We start from the raw sequence: 15,940 nt of genomic DNA, 5'->3' as shown, positions 1-15,940 counted from the left end.
TGCGCTATGTGCATAAGTCCACTAAGGTCGGTGGAAGCTGGGGGCAACCAGCCTCCCCACCGTCGACGAGCCGGTTCCGGCCGTGCCGTCGGAAAGGAACGCCACTATGGACACGTTCAAAATCGGTTACTTCGTCGGAAGCCTGGCAAGCACTTCCATCAACCGGGTCCTCTCCAAGGCCCTGATCAGCGTGGCACCGCCGGAACTCGAGTTCCATGAGATCGCCATCAAAGACCTTCCGTTGTACAGCTCGGATTACGACGCAGATTTCCCACCGGCGGGCCGGGAACTGAAGGAGGCCATCGCCGCGTCGGACGGAATCCTTTTCATCTCCCCTGAGTACAACCGCTCCATCCCTGGCGCCCTGAAGAATGCCATCGACTGGGGTTCACGCCCGTGGGGCACCAATTCCTTCGCGCGCAAGCCCACCGGAATCATTGGCGCATCGCCGGGCGGTATTGGAACGGCCGTGATGCAGTCGTCCATGCGCAGCGTGTTGAGCTTCCTGGACGCCCCGCAGCTGAATGCGCCTGAGGCTTACATACGCTTCGTCGCAGACGCGTACGACGACGACGGCTCGGTTAAGGACCCAGCAACGGCCGGGCTTCTGCGTCACTACATGGAGGAATACAGCGCGTTTGTGCAGCGCGTCCTTGCGGCGAACGCGCCGGGCCACATCGGTGATCAGGAGCCGGATTCCGCCAAGCTCACGCGGTAACGCCTCGTCGGGTGCCGCTTGCCGCGCCGACAGACGGCTGGCGGCCGGCGGCACCGGCAAAAGCATCCACAATTCCGGGTTGATCAGTATGCTTACTATATGAGAAGTCATGCTAGCAACCAGGAGGAACGATGCTTCGCAGATTGGCCATGACCACCCTTGCTTTGACCCTCTTAGCCGGGACCACAATCTCCACCACCGTTGCAGCGAACGCAGCCGTGGTGACGCAGGGCAGCGTAGCCGCCACCACCACCCCATCGCCTGAGCCCAGCAACCCCTCCGGACCTTCTACGGCGACACCTACAGCAGAGCCGACAACCGACGTCTCGAATCCCGCCGGCACCGGCCCGGCCAATCCAGGCACCAGCGAGACCGAGCAGCAAGAACAGACTCGTACCGACGTCGTTCCTTGGGTTCTGGCGGGAGTCGCGGCGGTCATCATCATCGCGCTGATCATTTGGACCCTGCGGAACCGGCGCGGGCGGGACAAGGGCATCAGCCACGAGCCGCGCTAGATGCACCCGCTAGACCCGACGTCGGGCGGTCTGGATGGACGCTAGGCGTCCCGGCGCCCCGCCGTCAGCCTGCCGATGATGCTGGTTTCCAGGCGCTCCAACAGGTGCCGTGGATTGTCATAGACTTCCGCGGCACCTGCGTCGCGCAGTTCGGCTTCACTGATTCCACCGCAGGTCAGTGCGATCACGGGTATGCCAATTGCGGCTCCGGCCTTCACGTCCCAGACTGCATCGCCAACGAAGACAGCGTCCTCCGGCGTGAGTCCCAGCTTTTCCAGGCAGGCCAGCAGGATGTCCGGGGCAGGCTTGCTCTCCTCGGCATCGTTGGAGCTGGTCCATGCGTCGATGGAGGACCCGGCGTCCAGGATGTGGCGGCTCACTTCCAGGTCGCGGTCCTGCGCTGAGGATGCCAGCCCCACGGCCAGCCCGGCGTCCGAGCAGGCGGCCAGGAGATCTTGGACTGATTCGAAAGGCCGCAGCGTGGGCCAGAACGTTGAGAACACGGCGCTGTGTGCGGACTTCAGCTCTTCCTGCATGTCCTCGGTACAGTCCGGGACCAGGCTCTGAATGAGCTTGTCCCCTCCCATGCCTACGCGCCGGTGGATGGCGGACATCTCGATGTCCAGCCCTTCGCGCCGGAAAGCCTGCCACCACGCCATGGCGTGGAAGTAGCTGGAGTCGATCAGGGTTCCATCCACATCGAAGAGAACGCCACGCTGCTTTTTTATTGCTCCGTCATATTTTAGTGCTCCGTCAGCTGCCACAGTTGACCACCTTCGATGGGGTTCGCGCTTGTGATTGGGCTCGCGCCTGGACTTGCTCGCCCTGCGCTGCCAGCGCCGAGTCGATCACAGGCTCCTCCAACATCAGAACGGCATATCGCTCAGCCGAAGCCGGGCGAAGCAGGCCCGTCCCCGCAACTTCCCTGATCGCCGCGACTCCCTCAACAGCCTCATCCATGGTGGAGAACTGCTTGGAGAGTCCCATCAGCACGTCATCGCCGTCCACCATCAGAATCCGAAATTCCCCATCAGGCGTTTCAACCAGTTCCAAATGCCCGGCCATCGCTACCTCCTCGTCTTCGATGCCAACCAGCATAGTAAGACTACTTAGTATAAACCTCTCAGTAATATTGCGTCACGCGGGAAATAGGCGTGTGCAACTTATTGTTGGCAGGAACATGACAACAATCGGAATCATCGGTGCAGGACACATTGGCAGCCAAGTCGCACGAAAGGCAGTGGAACTCGGCTACGACGTCGTCATCAGCAACTCACGGGGACCCGAAACCCTCAGTGAACTGGTCACGGAACTTGGGCCGCGTGCCCGTGCGGCTACGGCAGCCGAGGCAGCAGCGGCGGGCGATTTCGCCGTCGTGACCGTTCCCCTGAAGAACTACCAGGGCATCCCCACGGAGCCGCTGGAAGGCAAGATCGTCATTGACACCAACAACTACTACTGGGAGCGCGACGGCCACATTCCCGCGCTGGACAACGGCGAGGCAACGACGTCCGGGCTCCTCCAGAAGCACCTGCCCACGTCCAAGGTAGCCAAGGGCTTCAACCACATCTTCGCCAAGGACATCACCACCGACGGCACCCCCGCCGGCACCCCAAACCGACGTGCACTGGCCACCGCGAGCGACTTCCCCGAAGCCGCGGACCTGGTCACCAAGCTGTACGACGAGTTCGGCTTCGACACCGTCAACATTGGCCCGCTCGAGGACAGCTGGCGTGTGGAGCGCGACCGTCCCGCCTACGTGATCCGCCAGAACGCGGAGGAATTGCGGGACAACCTCGCCAAGGCGCCGCGCACCGTCTAACCCACAACGCACGACGGCGGGCAAGCGGCTTACGCTTGCCCGCCATCCTTTTTGGGAGGTTCTTTCCGTAGAGTGGGGCGCTTCCAATTTCTGGTGGGAAACCGTGTCACGAATCGGGTCCGGACCGCACTTTATGGATGGCTGCCTCCTCGGATGCCCTGCGCATTGGGCATCCGGGGAGGCAGCTGCCCCTTTGTGCCCCGAACCCAAGGAGTCCCGTGTCCACCAAAATCTCTAACTGGCCCGCAGCAACACCCATGTGGGTGGACCTGGGTGTCGACGACCTCAACGCGGCGAAGGCCTTCTACTCGGATCTATTCGGCTGGGAGTTCGTATGCGGCGGTCAGGACTCCGGGGATTACCTCCTGGCGCACGTCGGCGGGCGTGCTGTTGCGGGGCTGGGCCCCAAACAGGATCCGGGCATGCCCACCGTCTGGACCACGTTCCTGGCCTCGGACGATGTGGACGTCACGTCCAAGAAGGTAGTTGCCGCCGGCGGACAGCTGATGGCACCCCCGTTCGACGTCATGGACTCCGGCCGCATGGCCTTGGCCGTCGATTCCGTCGGCGCGGTCTTTGGGGTGTGGCAAGCCGGCAACCACATTGGGGCGGAACGCGTCAACGAGCACGGTGCCCTGTGCTGGAATGAGATCCACACCCACGACTACGCTGCAGCGCGAGCCTTCTACGCCGAGGTCTTCGATGTCAGCTACCAGGACTCCACTGAAGAAGGCCTGGTCTACTCCACCATCCGGAGGCCACTGGACGGCCGTGAGGTGGGCGGCGTCCACCACGACTCCGACCTCTCCGAGCACACGCCCGGCCACTGGTCCACGTGGTTCGCCAGCGACTACGTGGACGGCACTGCCACGCGGGCGTTGGAGCTTGGCGCCACCCTCCTGAGGCCCGTTGCTGAAAGTCCGATGGGACGCATGGCTCTTGTCCAGGCTCCGCAGGGCGAAATTTTCGGCATCATCGACGCACCCCGCACCAGCGAGTAGCCGCGAACACCAGGCGAAGCGTCAGGCTACGGCCGGATCCAGAGCCTCGGCAATGACCTCGTGCGCATGTGCAGCGGCCAGGGGTGATGCCAGGCGATGAACCGCCTGGAACGTCCTGCGGACCGCGGGGCCATGCCACTCGGGTGGAAGGTAATCGGCAGGCAGGTTCGGGTCCCGGTAGGGGAACCGTCGCCACATGGTGAGCATCGGGATGTAGTAGCGGAAAGCATCACGCCGCAGCTCTTCCGTGGACTCGGCCAAGGCAACCTCCGGATCCTCGCCCACCCGTTCGGTCCACTGCTGCCCGGCGTCGTTGTACAGCTCAAGGAACTCGGTGAACTGCTCATCGAGTTCCTTGAGGTCCCACCATTCGGAGATTTTGGGTCTCATGGGGCCGTCAAAGACGTAATCGCTGCGGAACAGGTCCACAAACTCGATCAGACCGCTTGCTGTCAGCAGGTCCCGCGCTTGCTCCAGCTTGTGGGCCGGCGCGATCCAGACACCGCTGGCCACCGAACCAAATCCCAATCCTGAAAGGGCGGAACGCAACTGGTGCCTGCGGTTACGCATCGATTCCGGCACGGAGAACACCGCAAGCACCCACGTGTCCACCGGTGCAGGTTGTTCCGGGGCAAAAATCCGCCGGTCGCCTTCGCGGAAAACATCGCTGACAGACTCGGAAATCTTGTACTTGGCGATGCCGCCCTCACGGACGCTCTTCAGCACGCCCTTGGCTTTGAGCCTGGACACCGACGACCTCACCCCGGGGGCGTCGTAACCCAGAGAACCCAGCATGGAAATCAGCGCCGAAACCGGCAACGCATCGCCCGCGTTCCGGCCGTAGAGGCCGAAGATCGTGACGAGCAACTGCTGGTGACGCACTGGGGGTGCCGGGACGGCGAACATCGAAAGGGTCCTCATTTCCGCGCCGCACAGCAGGCGCAAGTCCAGTTCATCATAGGTGCGGGATCCTCTGTGGTCGGCGTAGGCTGAGCGGCGTCCCGGCACTTATTCCTTGGAGGTCCCCACCATGACTGATGCGCCAAGCTACCCCGTTGGGGCGCCCTGCTGGGTCGAGTCACTGCAACCCGACGTCGGGAAAGCCGTAACGTTCTACGGCTCATTGTTCGGGTGGACGTTCGACGACGCGTCACCCGCTGGTTACCGCGTTGCCCGGCTCGACGGACGACGCGTGGTTGGAGTGGGGCAGGCCCCGCCCATGCTTGACCGCGGTGCGTGGGCCACATACTTCCTCGTGGCGGACCTCGACGAATCGGCGGCTCTCATCGCTGAGAGCGGCGGAAGCCTTCTCGCTGGGCCCGTAGACGCCGGAAACGCCGAGCGTACAGCACTGTTCGCCGATCCCAGTGGGGCGCCTTTCGGAATACGTGAAGGCAGCGCCCCCACCGTGGCGGAGATCGTCGATTCGCCTGGTGCTTGGCAGATGAGCGCCCTGCACACCCCGGATATGACCAGCGCAGAGAAGTTCTACGCAACTGTTTTTGCTTGGCGGCTTGAGATGGCACCCGGCTCGGGCGTGGGGCTGTGGCGACTGGCCGGCAGCACCCGGCGGGCCAACCATCCAACCCTGCCGGATGACGTGGTTACCGTAGCGACGTTGGCCAGCCCCGGGGCCGGCGTGCCACCCCACTGGGCTGTCAACGTTCAGGTGTCCGATGCCGATGCTGTGTCCAGCCGTGTGGTGGAGCTCGGCGGTTCGCTGCTGATGCCGCCAACAGACGCCCCGGGCTTCCGTAATGCCGTGCTGGCCGATCCCAGCGGCGGAGTACTCGCCATCAGCCAGAACGTCGAGGCCTGAACCGGATCCGCCGAGGCGCCGGCATTGTCGTTAACTGTCACCTCGCGGGGGTAACGGCCCGGACCAGATGCTCCGGCCAGGGCTGCGCCGAGGTAGTGCCGTGGGGGACGTGCACCGTGGTGACCGTCCCGTACGCGGCCACCTCACCGGCGTCGGACATCACCTCAAAGGCGAGCGTCAGCGAGGTCCGGCCAAGCGCGTGGATCTTCACCGTGGCGGTGATGCGCTGGCCGAACCACAGCTTGGCCTTGTAATTGATGACTTGCTGGACTCGCGGGGCGTTGGGGAAATAGTCCGGCAGCTTCAACTTTCGGAACAGCTCGGCCTCCGCAGCCTCAACCCAGCGCAGGATGGCCGAGTTGTGCTGGTGTCCGGAGGCGTCGGTGTCCACCCATTCCACCGTTCGCTCGACGCACGCCTCCGGAAACCTGTCCATGATTGCTCCTAGCGGGCGCTGACGGTGGCGTCGTCGGGGTCGACGTCGACGGCGGCTACGGGCAGCTCAGGCTGGGGCTTGGGAATCATCGCCACCGCGCCGGCTGCCAGTACCGCGATGCCTGCGAAGATGGCGAAGTTGGCCTCAAAGGGCAGCTTGGAACCTGCGATCCAACCACCGATCAACGGTCCGGAAATGGCACCCAGTCGGGCGAAGCTCAACGCCCAGCCGGTTGCCGTGCCGCGGACCTTGGCCGGGTAGTAATCGGCGATGTAGCCCGTCAGGACCAGCGATGTGGAGATGGAACCGACCCCGGCGAAGGCCACGAACAGCAGGTTCACCACCATGGTGTTGGGGAAGACCAGGAGCATGATGCCCAGGCCGCCCAGGATGTAGAACACCACCAGAATGAGCTTCTTGCCGTACTTGTCCGCCGCCCGGCCAAGGAGCAAGCCACCAATGGCCGAGGCAAGGCTGAAGACCAGGAGGAACGTCAGGGACGAGCCCAGGTCATAGCCGGCCTTCTTCATGATGCTCGGCAACCAAGTGTTCAATCCGTAAACCAGCAGGAGGCCCAGGAACAGGGAGATCCAGAAGAAGACGGTGGAGCGCAGGTACTTCATGGAGAACATGGTGGTGATGGTCTTCCACCAAGGATCCGCCGCCTGCGCACCTGAGGGGGCAACGGCAACCACTGGCCGGTAGTCGGTGATCTGCAGCTTGGCGGCCAGGGACTTGGCCTCGGACTTCCGGCCCTTTGACTCCAGGAATTCCAAGGATTCAGGCAGGAACTTCCAGATGATCGGAATCAGGACCACCGGTGCGGCACCGATGGCGATCACCGCACGCCAGCCACCCATGGGCAGGACAAACAGGGCTGCCAGTGCGGCTGCCACAATACCCAGCGAGTAGCCGGAGTACATCAGGCCGTAGTTGTATGAGCGCTTGTTCGGCGCCGAGTATTCAATGGTCAGGGCCGCTGCCACCGGAATGACACCGCCCATGCCCAGGCCGCCAATGAGCCGGAACAGGCCGAAAAGTTCCGGCGTCGGAGCCCACGCTGCGCCGGCCTGGGTGAGCGTGAAGATCACCATGGAGGCCAGGAGCATCTTCTTCCGGCCCACGAGGTCGCTCAGCGTGCCGATGAAGAGGGCACCAATAAGCATGCCGATCAGAGCATATGAACCGAGTCCGCCCAGTGCCAGCGGGCTAAGGTTCCATTCCTTGTACTCGGCAAGGGCGGGGAGGATCGCTCCCAGGACGCCGACGTCGTAGCCTTCGGCGAGGATCGCGAGCCAGCAGCAGAACAACACCAGGCCGGTGGTCTTCTTGGGCACGTTCCAGTTATTAACTGGTGCGGTGGCCATGGCTACTTCACCAAAACCGATGCAGCGGCTGACTCGGGAGTCCAGCGGAGGTGGGTGTTGACCTCGTCAAGGTCCGCTTCCTTCAGCAAGGACAGACGGGGACGGACGGCGTCAGTGCGTGAGCTCGGTGGCTTGCGGCGGCCCGCACGGAACTGCGGGATCCACTGGGCACCGGGGCCTTGGTATTCCTGTTCGGCCGCAGCATGCAGCGTCCACTGGGGGTCGTAAAGGTGCGTGCGGCCCAGAGCGATCAGGTCCGCGCGGCCTGCGAGGAGGATGGAGTTCACGTCATCGTAAGTGGAGATGGCGCCGACGGCGATGACAGCCACGCCTGCCGGTGCGGCAACTTCCTGACGGATGCGGTCGGCGAACGGCGTCTGGTAGCTGCGGCCGAAAGCGGGCTTCTCTTCCTTGGCCACCTGTCCGGTGGAAACATCCAAACCGGCAGCACCGTGCTCAACAAAGGCCGCGGCGATGGCCACAGAATCGTCGGAGGTGTTGCCGCCCTCGATCCAGTCGGTGGCGGAGATGCGCACGGTCACAGGCTTGCCGGCAGGCCAGGCCGCGCGAACGGCGTCGAACACTTCCAACGGGAACCGCAGCCGGTTCTCCAAGCTGCCGCCGTATTCGTCGGTCCGCTTGTTGGACACCGGCGACAGGAAAGAGGACAGCAGGTAGCCGTGAGCGGCATGGATCTCCAGGAGATCGAAGCCTGCCTCCTCGGCACGAACCGTGGACGCGACGAACTCCGCCTTGATGGCGTCCATGCCCGCGCGGTCAAGCTCCACGGGGGTCTGGTTCTCAGCGCTGTACGGCAGGGCGGAAGGACCTACGGCGGTCCAGTTACCGGACTCGAGGGGCTGGTCGATGCCTTCCCACATGAGCTTGGTGGAGCCCTTGCGGCCTGAGTGGCCCAGCTGAGCGCCGATCTTGGCGGTGGAACGGCTGTGGACGAAGTCCACGATTTCCTTCCAGCTGTCCCGCTGCTCATCCGTGTACAGGCCACTGCAGCCTGGGGTGATGCGGCCCGCTGCGGAGACGCAGACCATTTCGGTCATCACCAGGCCGGCACCGCCGAGGGCCTTGGAGCCGAGGTGGACCTTGTGGAAGTCGCCCGGAACGCCGTCAGTAGCTGAGTACATGTCCATTGGGGAGACCACAATGCGGTTCTTCAGCTCCAGCCCACCAATGCGGAAGGGCTGGAACATGGCCGGTGCCACCTCGCTGAGGCCCTGGGATTCAGCAAAGTCGCGGTCCACGGCATCGGCGAACTCAGGATCGCGGAGGCGCAGGTTTTCCTGGGTGATGCGGCGGCTGCGGGTGAGCAGGTTGAACGCGAACTGCGTAGGGTCCTGGTCCTTGTACTGACCGATGCGCTCGAACCACTCCAGCGATGCCTGCGCGGCGCGCTGGGTGGACGCGACCACGGGCCGCCGCTCCGCCTCGTAGGCAGCCAGTGCCGACTCAACATCAGCGTGCTCGTGCAGGCACGCAGCCAAGGCAAGCGAGTCTTCCATGGCCAGCTTGGTGCCCGAACCGATGGAGAAATGGGCCGTGTGGGCGGCGTCGCCCAGCAGCACCACGTTGTTATGGCGCCAGTTCTCGTTGCGGACCGTGGTGAAGTTGATCCACTTGGAGTTGTTGGTGAGGACTTCGTAGCCGTTCAGTTCCTCTGCGAAAATCTCGCGGATCTTGGCGATTGCTTTCTCGTCCGAAACGCCGGGAGGGAAGACCTCGTTGGCGGTCTCGTCGAATCCGGCCGCGTGCCACACATCCTGGTGCATTTCCACAATGAACGTGGAGCCCTCATCCGAGTAGGGGTAGCCGTGGATCTGCATGACGCCCCACTCGGTTTCCTTCACGAAGAACTTGAAGGCCTCGAACACCTGGTTGGTACCGAGCCACATGAACTTGTTGGTGCGGGGATCAAGGTCCGGTTTGAAGGACTCTGCGTACTTAGCGCGAATCTGCGAGTTGATGCCGTCAGCTGCCAGCACAAGATCGTAGTTGGCTTCAAGCTCTTCAACAGCCGGAGCCGTGGTGCTGAAACGAACATCCACGTTGAGTTCGATGCAGCGGCGCTGCAGCAGTTCCAGCAGTTCCTTGCGGCTCATGGCAGCGAAGCCCTGGCCGCCCACGGTGATCATTTCGTCCCGGAAGTGGATGTCGATATCTGACCAACGGGCAAAGCGGCGGCTCATGTATTCGGCCACCACGGGATCAGCATTGCCGATGCCGCCCAGCGTTTCATCGGAAAACACGACGCCGAAGCCAAAGGTGTCGCTGGCAGCGTTGCGTTCCCAGAGGGTGATGTCGTGTGACGGGTCCAGCTGCTTCATGAGTGCTGCGAAGTACAGGCCGCCGGGGCCGCCTCCAACGATTGCGATTTTCATGGGTGTTGCTCCTTCTCAGGCCTGGCTCTGGCCGGCGGGGGTAAGTTGTTCGGTCTGGCTCCCGGTTTTGTCCTGCGAGAGGACCCTGTCGCGGAGCTTGAAGTGCTGGAGTTTGCCGCTGGGATTGCGGGGCAGTTCATCGACGAAGCGAACATCCCGCGGGTACTTGTACGGGGCGATGGTTTGCTTCACGAAGTCCTGGATTTCCTTGCGCTTCCCCGCATCGCCAGTGACGCCTTCGCGCAGGACGACGAACGCGCAGACGATGCTGCCGCGCTCCTCATCCGGGATCCCGATGACGGCGTTTTCCACCACGTCCGGGTGCTGATCGATGGCCGTTTCAACCTCGGGCGCACCGATGTTGTAGCCGGAGGAGACAATCATGTTGTCCGAGCGGGCCTGGTAGGTGAAGTACCCGTCGGCGTCCATGGAGAACGTATCCCCGGTGACGTTCCAGCCACGGACCACATAGTTGGCCTGCCGGGCGTCATCCAGGTAGCGGCAGCCGGTGGGGCCAATAACGGCAAGGCGGCCGATGCTGTTGGGGCCGAGTTCGTTGCCGTCGTCGTCCAGGATGGTGGCACGGAAGCCCGGCACGGCGCGGCCGGTTGTTCCGGGGCGAATATCGTCCCCCGCTGCGGAAATGAAGACGTGCAGCATCTCCGTGGCGCCAATCCCGTTGACCAACCGCAAACCCGTCGCCTCATGCACGGCTTCCCAGGTTTCCTTGGAAAGGTGCTCACCCGCAGAGACTGCAATGCGCAGGCCACGGAGGAGATCGCCGCGCTTCTCTTTCAAAATCGCCCGGTAGGCCGTGGGCGCGGTGAAGAGGATGCTGGCACCTGCTGCGGCTGCGGCTTCAGCCAGTTCCACGGGGCCGGCCTTCTCGGTGAGGAGCGAAGACGCGCCAAACCGGAGCGGGAAGACCACCAGTCCGCCGAGCCCGAACGTGAACGCCAACGGCGGGGAACCGGCGAAGACGTCATCCGCCGTGGGCTCCAGGATGTACCGGGCGAAGGTGTCAGCATTGGCCAGGATGTCCCGGTGGAAATGCATGGTCACCTTCGGCACACCGGTGGTGCCCGACGTCGGACCCAGCAGGGCAACGTCGTCCGCGGCTGTGTCCACTGCCGTGAACTTGCCGCTCTTGTGCTCGCAGCGCGAGGCGAGGTCGCCGTCGTCGTCGAATCCGTTGCCGGCCCCGTACGTCAGTACCTTGACCTCATCCCCCGCCGCAATTGCGAGCTCGTCCACGAACCGGTGATCGGAGATGGCCACCGTCGGCTTAGTGAGCTGGATGAGCGTGGAGACCTCTGTGGAGCGCAGCATGGGCATGGTGGTGACCACTACGGCGCCGGCTTTCAGAACCCCCAGCCAGACGGCGACGATCCACGGATTGTTGGGGCCACGCAGCAACACGCGGTTGCCGGGGACAACCCCGAGGTCTTCGGTGAGCACCTGCGCCACCTGATTGGAGCGCTGCTGGAGCTGACCATAGGTCCAAACAGAGCCATCGGGTGTCCACAGGGCCGGGCGGTCGGCGCCGTACTTTTCGACAGCGTCGTCGATCAGCACCGCTGCAGCATTGAGCCGCTCCGGGTAGTTGAGTTCCGGGAGGGTGAATTCAAGCGCAGGCCAGGTATCGGCGGGCGGCAGGTGGTGGCGGGTGAACGTGTCCACGTGGGCCGATGGCATCATGCTCATGGCCGTTCCTTTCAGTGGTGCGTCGTTGAAGCGGATGATTGGGGGGTGGGAAAAAGCTGTTCAGGAGCCGGCGCGGATCATGCCCTCTTGGGCGACCGTAGCGAGGAGCCTGCCTTGGCGATCGAAGAAGCGGCCCATGGCGAGGCCCCTGTTGCTTTGACCGGAAATGGCCTCCTGGGCGTAGAGCACCCAGTCGTCCGCGCGACCGTCCCGGTGGAACCACATGGAGTGGTCCAGGCTGGCGGTGGCGAGTCCGGGGCTGGACCACGTGAGTCCGTTCACCCGGAGCAGCGGCTCCAAAATGGTGTAATCGCAGACGTAAGCCAAAGCTGTGCGGTGGAGGTCGGCGTCGTCGGGCAGGGCGTCGAAGGCTTTGACCCAAATCGCCTGCTGCGGCACTGAACCGCCTTCGAGTTCGATATATACCGGACCGGGAATATGGCGCATATCGAAGCTGCGGCCCGCAGACCAGTACTCCGCTGCTTTGCCGTCCACGCCGTCCAGCGCTTCCGCCGCGGTCCGCAGCGAGTCAGGCTCGACGGCGGCAGGAGGCTCAGGCTGGAAGTCCGGGCCGTCTTCGGGAACCTGGAAGGAACCCATCGCGGCATATACAGGCTTGCCGTTCTGGAAGCCCCGAACCGTGCGGGTGGAATACCCGCGGCCATCCCGCAGGCGCTCCACTTCGTAGCGGACACTGGAACCGATATCCACGGGGCGCATGAAGTAGCTATGCATCGAGTGCAGAGTCCTGTCAGCATCAACGGACCGCATCATTGCGGCCGCAGCCTGTGCCACCATGTCTCCACCATAGGCTTTTGGCCACGGCACGTACTGGGTGGTTGCTTCATAGGCTTCGTCGAAGACCTCTGCCGTTGTGGGCGTTAGGTCAACTGCCTTGAGGAACGTCTCGGACGTCAGGGTTCCAGTGATCATGGCTTAGGCCCGGCGGTAGTCGGCGAGGGTTTCGTCGGCTACGTCCTCAAGGTTGACCACCAGGTTCTCCGGCGTGCGTGCGGTGAGCCAGACGAGTTCTTCCGTGATGGACATGTTGGCCTCGACGTGGGGCATGAATGGCGGCACGAAAACCCAGTCGCCGGCCTTCATGTCAATGAACTCCGAGTAGTTCTCGCCGAAGTAGATCCGGCCGTGGCCGCGCAGCACGTAGCCACCGGTCTCAGCCTCGCCGTGGTGGTGCGGGAGGGAGCGGTAACCGGGGGTGTTGGACACCTGGCCGAACCAGATCTTGGTTGCCGGGGTGTGCTGGATGCTGACGCCGGAGACGCGGATGCAGTCCCCCGACTGGGCAGTGTTGGTATCTTCTGCGCCGGCGCGCGTGACAACAGGGACAACCTTGCCGTCAGCCTGGGCGTAGATGGAGTTATCGCCTTCGAGGCGGTATTCGGTGGTGGTCTGACTCATGGGTCTCTCCTTCGTGTGGGGTGACGCTTTGCGGGGTGGGACTTAGACGGTGGCGGCGACGGGCGCGTGGATCCGGAACTGGTTTTCCAACCGGCCGATCCCGTCGATTTCGGTGGTGAGGACGTCGCCGTCCTTGAGGAAGCGCGGCGGGGTCATTCCCATGCCCACTCCCCCGGGAGTTCCGGTGAGGACGAGATCGCCGGGGCGCAGGGTGGTGAACTGCGAGATGTAGGACAGCAGCTGCGCGGGGCCGAACACCAGAGTGCTGGTGTTTCCCTCCTGTACCAGCTCGTCGTTGACGTAGCCGCGCACGTCGAAGTGCTGCCCGGCTTCATCGGCGGTCAGCATGACCGGACCAACAGGGGTGGTGCCGTCCCAGGCCTTGCCCTGGAACCACTGCAAGGTCCGGTTCTGCCAGTCACGCATGGAAACGTCGTTTGCCACGGTGTACCCGGCAATGGCCTCACGGGCCTGGTCTTCGTCAGCGCGGAACAGTTCAGAACCGACGACGACGGCCAGCTCGGCTTCCCAGTCGACGCGCCCGCTGCCGTGGACTTCCACAGCGTCGTTTGCTCCGATAAGAGTGTCCGCGTACTTGGCGAAAAGGGTGGGGAACTCAGGAAGTTCACGACCCATTTCCTGGATGTGGTCGCCGTAGTTCAAGCCGCAGCAAATGACCTTGCCCGCGCGGGGCAGGAGCGGCGCGAGGTCTGCGTCAGCTGCGGCGATGACGGTCTGATCCTTGGACGCGGCAGCCCCCTCCACCACAGCACGCCAATCCGCCTGCGCCAGGAGTTCCCCCACGTCAGTGGCGGGCAACGCGAGGTAGGAGGCGGCGCCCGTGGCGAGCGCCGCCGTCGTACTTCCGCCGGCCGTGCGCAAGGTGGCTAGTTTCATTGCGGGTTCCCTTCGAGTTTTTGTGATGTGTCGACTTTTTTACGATCGTCACATATGCTCAACGTAGCACGGCGGAAATGATCTGCACAGAGGCTTTCCAAAAGTTTTTTGCAGTTGCCACAACAAGGAGGAACAGCATGAGCCACATAACGATCAACCCGGAATCGCTGCCCAAACCATCGGGCTTTGCCCACGGAATCCTGGCCGGCAACACCGTTTTCCTGGGCGGCCAGACGGCCCTGGACAAGAACATGAACATCGTTCCCGGCGGGATCGTGGAGCAGTTCACCCAGGCGTTCACCAACGTTTTGACCACGCTTCGCGAAGCCGGCGGGCAGCCGGAAGACCTGGTCAACGTGACCATCTACCTCACGGATGTGGACGACTACATGGCGAACGGACGGGAGATCGGGCGCATCTGGCGCGACATGGCCGGTTCGCAGTACCCCGCCATGGCCGGCATCGGTGTCACGCGCCTCTGGCAGAAAGAGGCCCTGATAGAAATCCAGGGCATCGCGGTGATCCCGGAGCGCTAAGCCTCTGGAGTTTTTGTACAGATACCGCCCCTAAAACCGCTTCTAAAGGACATTATCTGTACAAAAACTCCCCGCCATGACGCAGGATTGGCCTATGGGAACCGTCACCGAATACCTGGAAAGCGTCACCGAGGACAACCGCTCCATCCTGGAACGGATTGTGGGGATAGCCCGCGAACTCGCGCCCGATGCCGAAGAAGGCGTCAGCTACGGCATGCCCGCGCTGCTGGTTGATGGCAAGGGCTTCCTGAGCGTTCTGGAGACGAAGAAACACTTGGCCCTGTACCCGTTCAGCGGGCAGATCCTGCCGGAAATGTCGGAGGAGCTCGGCGGATATTCGTGGTCGCCCGGGACGCTGCGGTTTTCCGCGGACAACCCCGTGCCGGACTCCATGGTGCGCCGGATCCTGGAAACCAGGTTGGCGGCAATCCGGAAGTAATCAGTGCTTCGCGGACACGTCCTGTGAAATGGCGTTGGCCGTGGCCACCACTTCCTGCCGCACCGCATCGAGGTACTTCGCCGGATCCGGCTGCGCTGCGACCGCCTGCGCCTGCAAGGACACATTGATCGCAGCCACATTGTCGCCGTTGTTGTGGTTCCACACCGGGGCTGCGATGGACATGAGGCCGATTTCCAGCTCCTGGTCCAGCAGGCACCAGCCTTGCGCACGGACATGCTCGACGGCGGCCCTCAAGTCGGGCGCGCTGGCGACGGTTCGCGGCGTGAGCGGGGTGAGTTCCGCCGTCGAGAGGTACGCCTCAAGCTTGGCCTGCGGCAATCCGGCAAGCAGAACGCGCCCCATGGACGTTGCATAAGCCGGGAAGCGGGTGCCTACCGTAATCCCAACGTTCATGATCCGGCGCGTGGCAACGCGGGCCACGTAGAAAATGTCCGGCCCGTCCAGAACCGCGGCGGAGGTGGATTCCCCCAATTTCAGGCTCAGCTGCTCCAGGTGCGGCTGTGCCAACTGCGGCAAAGACAGCGCCGAAAGATACGAGTAGCCGAGCTGCAACACCTTTGCCGTCAGGGCGAAGGTCTTACCGTCGGTGCGGACGTAGCCGAGCTCAACGAGGGTGTGCAGGAAGCGCCTGGCCGTGGCGCGCGTCAGATCCGTGCGGGCAGCGACTTCGCTGAGTGTCATCACCGGGTTGTTCGCGTCGAACGCCCGGATCACGGCGAGCCCGCGGGCCAGCGACTGGACATACTGGTCGCTTGCCTGGGGGGTAACTGCGGAATCGCTCATGGTTACCAATCCTAGAGCGCGTTGCGGGGCCCGCTCTGCGCGTTAAGTTCGCGAAATAGCGCGCAGAGCG

The 15,940-nt window shown here is 63.4% G+C and carries 18 protein-coding genes; 7 read left to right on the top strand and 11 right to left on the bottom strand.

The window, feature by feature from the left end; genetic code table 11:
• Positions 1-106 precede the first annotated feature (106 nt).
• Both ACIQH5_RS06595 and ACIQH5_RS06590 read left to right on the top strand, forming a co-directional pair.
• Positions 107-718 (top strand): NADPH-dependent FMN reductase, encoded by a 612-nt coding sequence (locus tag ACIQH5_RS06595; RefSeq protein WP_400401375.1) that lies wholly within the window; start codon positions 107-109, stop codon positions 716-718.
• A gap of 131 nt (positions 719-849) precedes the next feature.
• Positions 850-1,233: a hypothetical protein gene (locus tag ACIQH5_RS06590; protein ID WP_400401373.1), complete on the top strand. Its 384-nt coding sequence runs from the start codon at positions 850-852 to the stop codon at positions 1,231-1,233.
• Positions 1,234-1,274: 41 nt separating this feature from the next.
• Here the strand turns inward: ACIQH5_RS06590 and ACIQH5_RS06585 are convergent, their stop codons facing one another.
• Positions 1,275-1,997 (bottom strand): HAD family hydrolase, encoded by a 723-nt coding sequence (locus ACIQH5_RS06585; RefSeq protein ID WP_400401371.1) that lies wholly within the window; start codon positions 1,995-1,997, stop codon positions 1,275-1,277.
• Complete coding sequence (locus ACIQH5_RS06580; RefSeq protein ID WP_400401369.1) at positions 1,987-2,331, bottom strand: hypothetical protein; 345 nt, start codon at positions 2,329-2,331, stop codon at positions 1,987-1,989. The genes ACIQH5_RS06585 and ACIQH5_RS06580 overlap by 11 nt, the downstream gene beginning before the upstream one ends.
• Positions 2,332-2,413: 82 nt before the next feature.
• Between ACIQH5_RS06580 and ACIQH5_RS06575 the strand changes: the two genes are divergently transcribed.
• Together ACIQH5_RS06575 and ACIQH5_RS06570 are read left to right on the top strand one after the other, a co-directional pair.
• Positions 2,414-3,055 carry an NADPH-dependent F420 reductase gene (locus tag ACIQH5_RS06575; RefSeq protein ID WP_400401367.1) on the top strand — a complete coding sequence of 214 codons (642 nt, stop codon included), beginning with the start codon at positions 2,414-2,416 and terminating at the stop codon, positions 3,053-3,055.
• 218 nt (positions 3,056-3,273) lie between these two features.
• Positions 3,274-4,056, top strand: coding sequence for a VOC family protein (locus ACIQH5_RS06570; protein ID WP_400401365.1), 783 nt, complete (start codon positions 3,274-3,276; stop codon positions 4,054-4,056).
• Between the two features lie 21 nt (positions 4,057-4,077).
• On the opposite strand, the gene ACIQH5_RS06565 is transcribed toward ACIQH5_RS06570, so the two are convergent.
• Complete coding sequence (locus tag ACIQH5_RS06565; protein ID WP_400401363.1) at positions 4,078-5,064, bottom strand: PaaX family transcriptional regulator C-terminal domain-containing protein; 987 nt, start codon at positions 5,062-5,064, stop codon at positions 4,078-4,080.
• A gap of 22 nt (positions 5,065-5,086) precedes the next feature.
• Here ACIQH5_RS06565 and ACIQH5_RS06560 point away from each other — a divergent pair, with 22 nt between their 5' ends.
• On the top strand, positions 5,087-5,875 hold the full coding sequence (locus ACIQH5_RS06560) for a VOC family protein (RefSeq protein ID WP_400401361.1): 789 nt from the start codon (positions 5,087-5,089) through the stop codon (positions 5,873-5,875).
• Between the two features lie 37 nt (positions 5,876-5,912).
• Here ACIQH5_RS06560 and ACIQH5_RS06555 read toward each other — a convergent pair whose 3' ends face one another.
• The 7 genes from ACIQH5_RS06555 to ACIQH5_RS06525 are packed head-to-tail and all read right to left on the bottom strand — an operon-like array spanning position 5,913 to position 14,091.
• The gene (locus ACIQH5_RS06555) at positions 5,913-6,311 is read right to left on the bottom strand and encodes an acyl-CoA thioesterase (protein ID WP_400401359.1); all 399 of its coding nucleotides are present in this window, start codon (positions 6,309-6,311) and stop codon (positions 5,913-5,915) included.
• A gap of 8 nt (positions 6,312-6,319) precedes the next feature.
• Positions 6,320-7,678: an MFS transporter gene (locus tag ACIQH5_RS06550; protein WP_400401357.1), complete on the bottom strand. Its 1,359-nt coding sequence runs from the start codon at positions 7,676-7,678 to the stop codon at positions 6,320-6,322.
• Positions 7,679-7,680: 2 nt separating this feature from the next.
• Positions 7,681-10,071, bottom strand: a complete 2,391-nt coding sequence (locus tag ACIQH5_RS06545) for a bifunctional salicylyl-CoA 5-hydroxylase/oxidoreductase (protein WP_400401355.1) — start codon at positions 10,069-10,071, stop codon at positions 7,681-7,683.
• A 15-nt stretch (positions 10,072-10,086) separates the two neighbouring features.
• A complete protein-coding gene (locus ACIQH5_RS06540) occupies positions 10,087-11,775 on the bottom strand; it encodes an AMP-binding protein (protein WP_400401353.1) in 1,689 nt (562 codons plus the stop codon).
• A gap of 60 nt (positions 11,776-11,835) precedes the next feature.
• Positions 11,836-12,708, bottom strand: coding sequence for an acyl-CoA thioesterase (locus tag ACIQH5_RS06535; RefSeq protein WP_400401351.1), 873 nt, complete (start codon positions 12,706-12,708; stop codon positions 11,836-11,838).
• A 3-nt stretch (positions 12,709-12,711) separates the two neighbouring features.
• Positions 12,712-13,194, bottom strand: coding sequence for a cupin domain-containing protein (locus ACIQH5_RS06530; protein ID WP_179017946.1), 483 nt, complete (start codon positions 13,192-13,194; stop codon positions 12,712-12,714).
• A gap of 42 nt (positions 13,195-13,236) precedes the next feature.
• Entirely contained in the window at positions 13,237-14,091 is an 855-nt protein-coding gene (locus ACIQH5_RS06525) for a fumarylacetoacetate hydrolase family protein (RefSeq protein WP_400401349.1), read from the bottom strand.
• Between the two features lie 137 nt (positions 14,092-14,228).
• Here ACIQH5_RS06525 and ACIQH5_RS06520 point away from each other — a divergent pair, with 137 nt between their 5' ends.
• Positions 14,229-14,627: a RidA family protein gene (locus ACIQH5_RS06520; RefSeq protein WP_400401347.1), complete on the top strand. Its 399-nt coding sequence runs from the start codon at positions 14,229-14,231 to the stop codon at positions 14,625-14,627.
• A gap of 76 nt (positions 14,628-14,703) precedes the next feature.
• Positions 14,704-15,066 carry an iron chaperone gene (locus ACIQH5_RS06515; protein WP_377486759.1) on the top strand — a complete coding sequence of 121 codons (363 nt, stop codon included), beginning with the start codon at positions 14,704-14,706 and terminating at the stop codon, positions 15,064-15,066.
• On the opposite strand, the gene ACIQH5_RS06510 is transcribed toward ACIQH5_RS06515, so the two are convergent.
• Entirely contained in the window at positions 15,067-15,870 is an 804-nt protein-coding gene (locus ACIQH5_RS06510) for an IclR family transcriptional regulator C-terminal domain-containing protein (protein WP_400401345.1), read from the bottom strand.
• Positions 15,871-15,940: the final 70 nt, after the last annotated feature.

The sequence above is a fragment of the Paenarthrobacter sp. NPDC091711 genome (assembly GCF_044756605.1).
In the GTDB taxonomy this organism is placed as follows: Bacteria; Actinomycetota; Actinomycetes; order Actinomycetales; family Micrococcaceae; genus Arthrobacter.
Note: the sequence above shows the minus strand (reverse complement) of the source record. Positions and strands in the feature narration are given on the sequence as shown.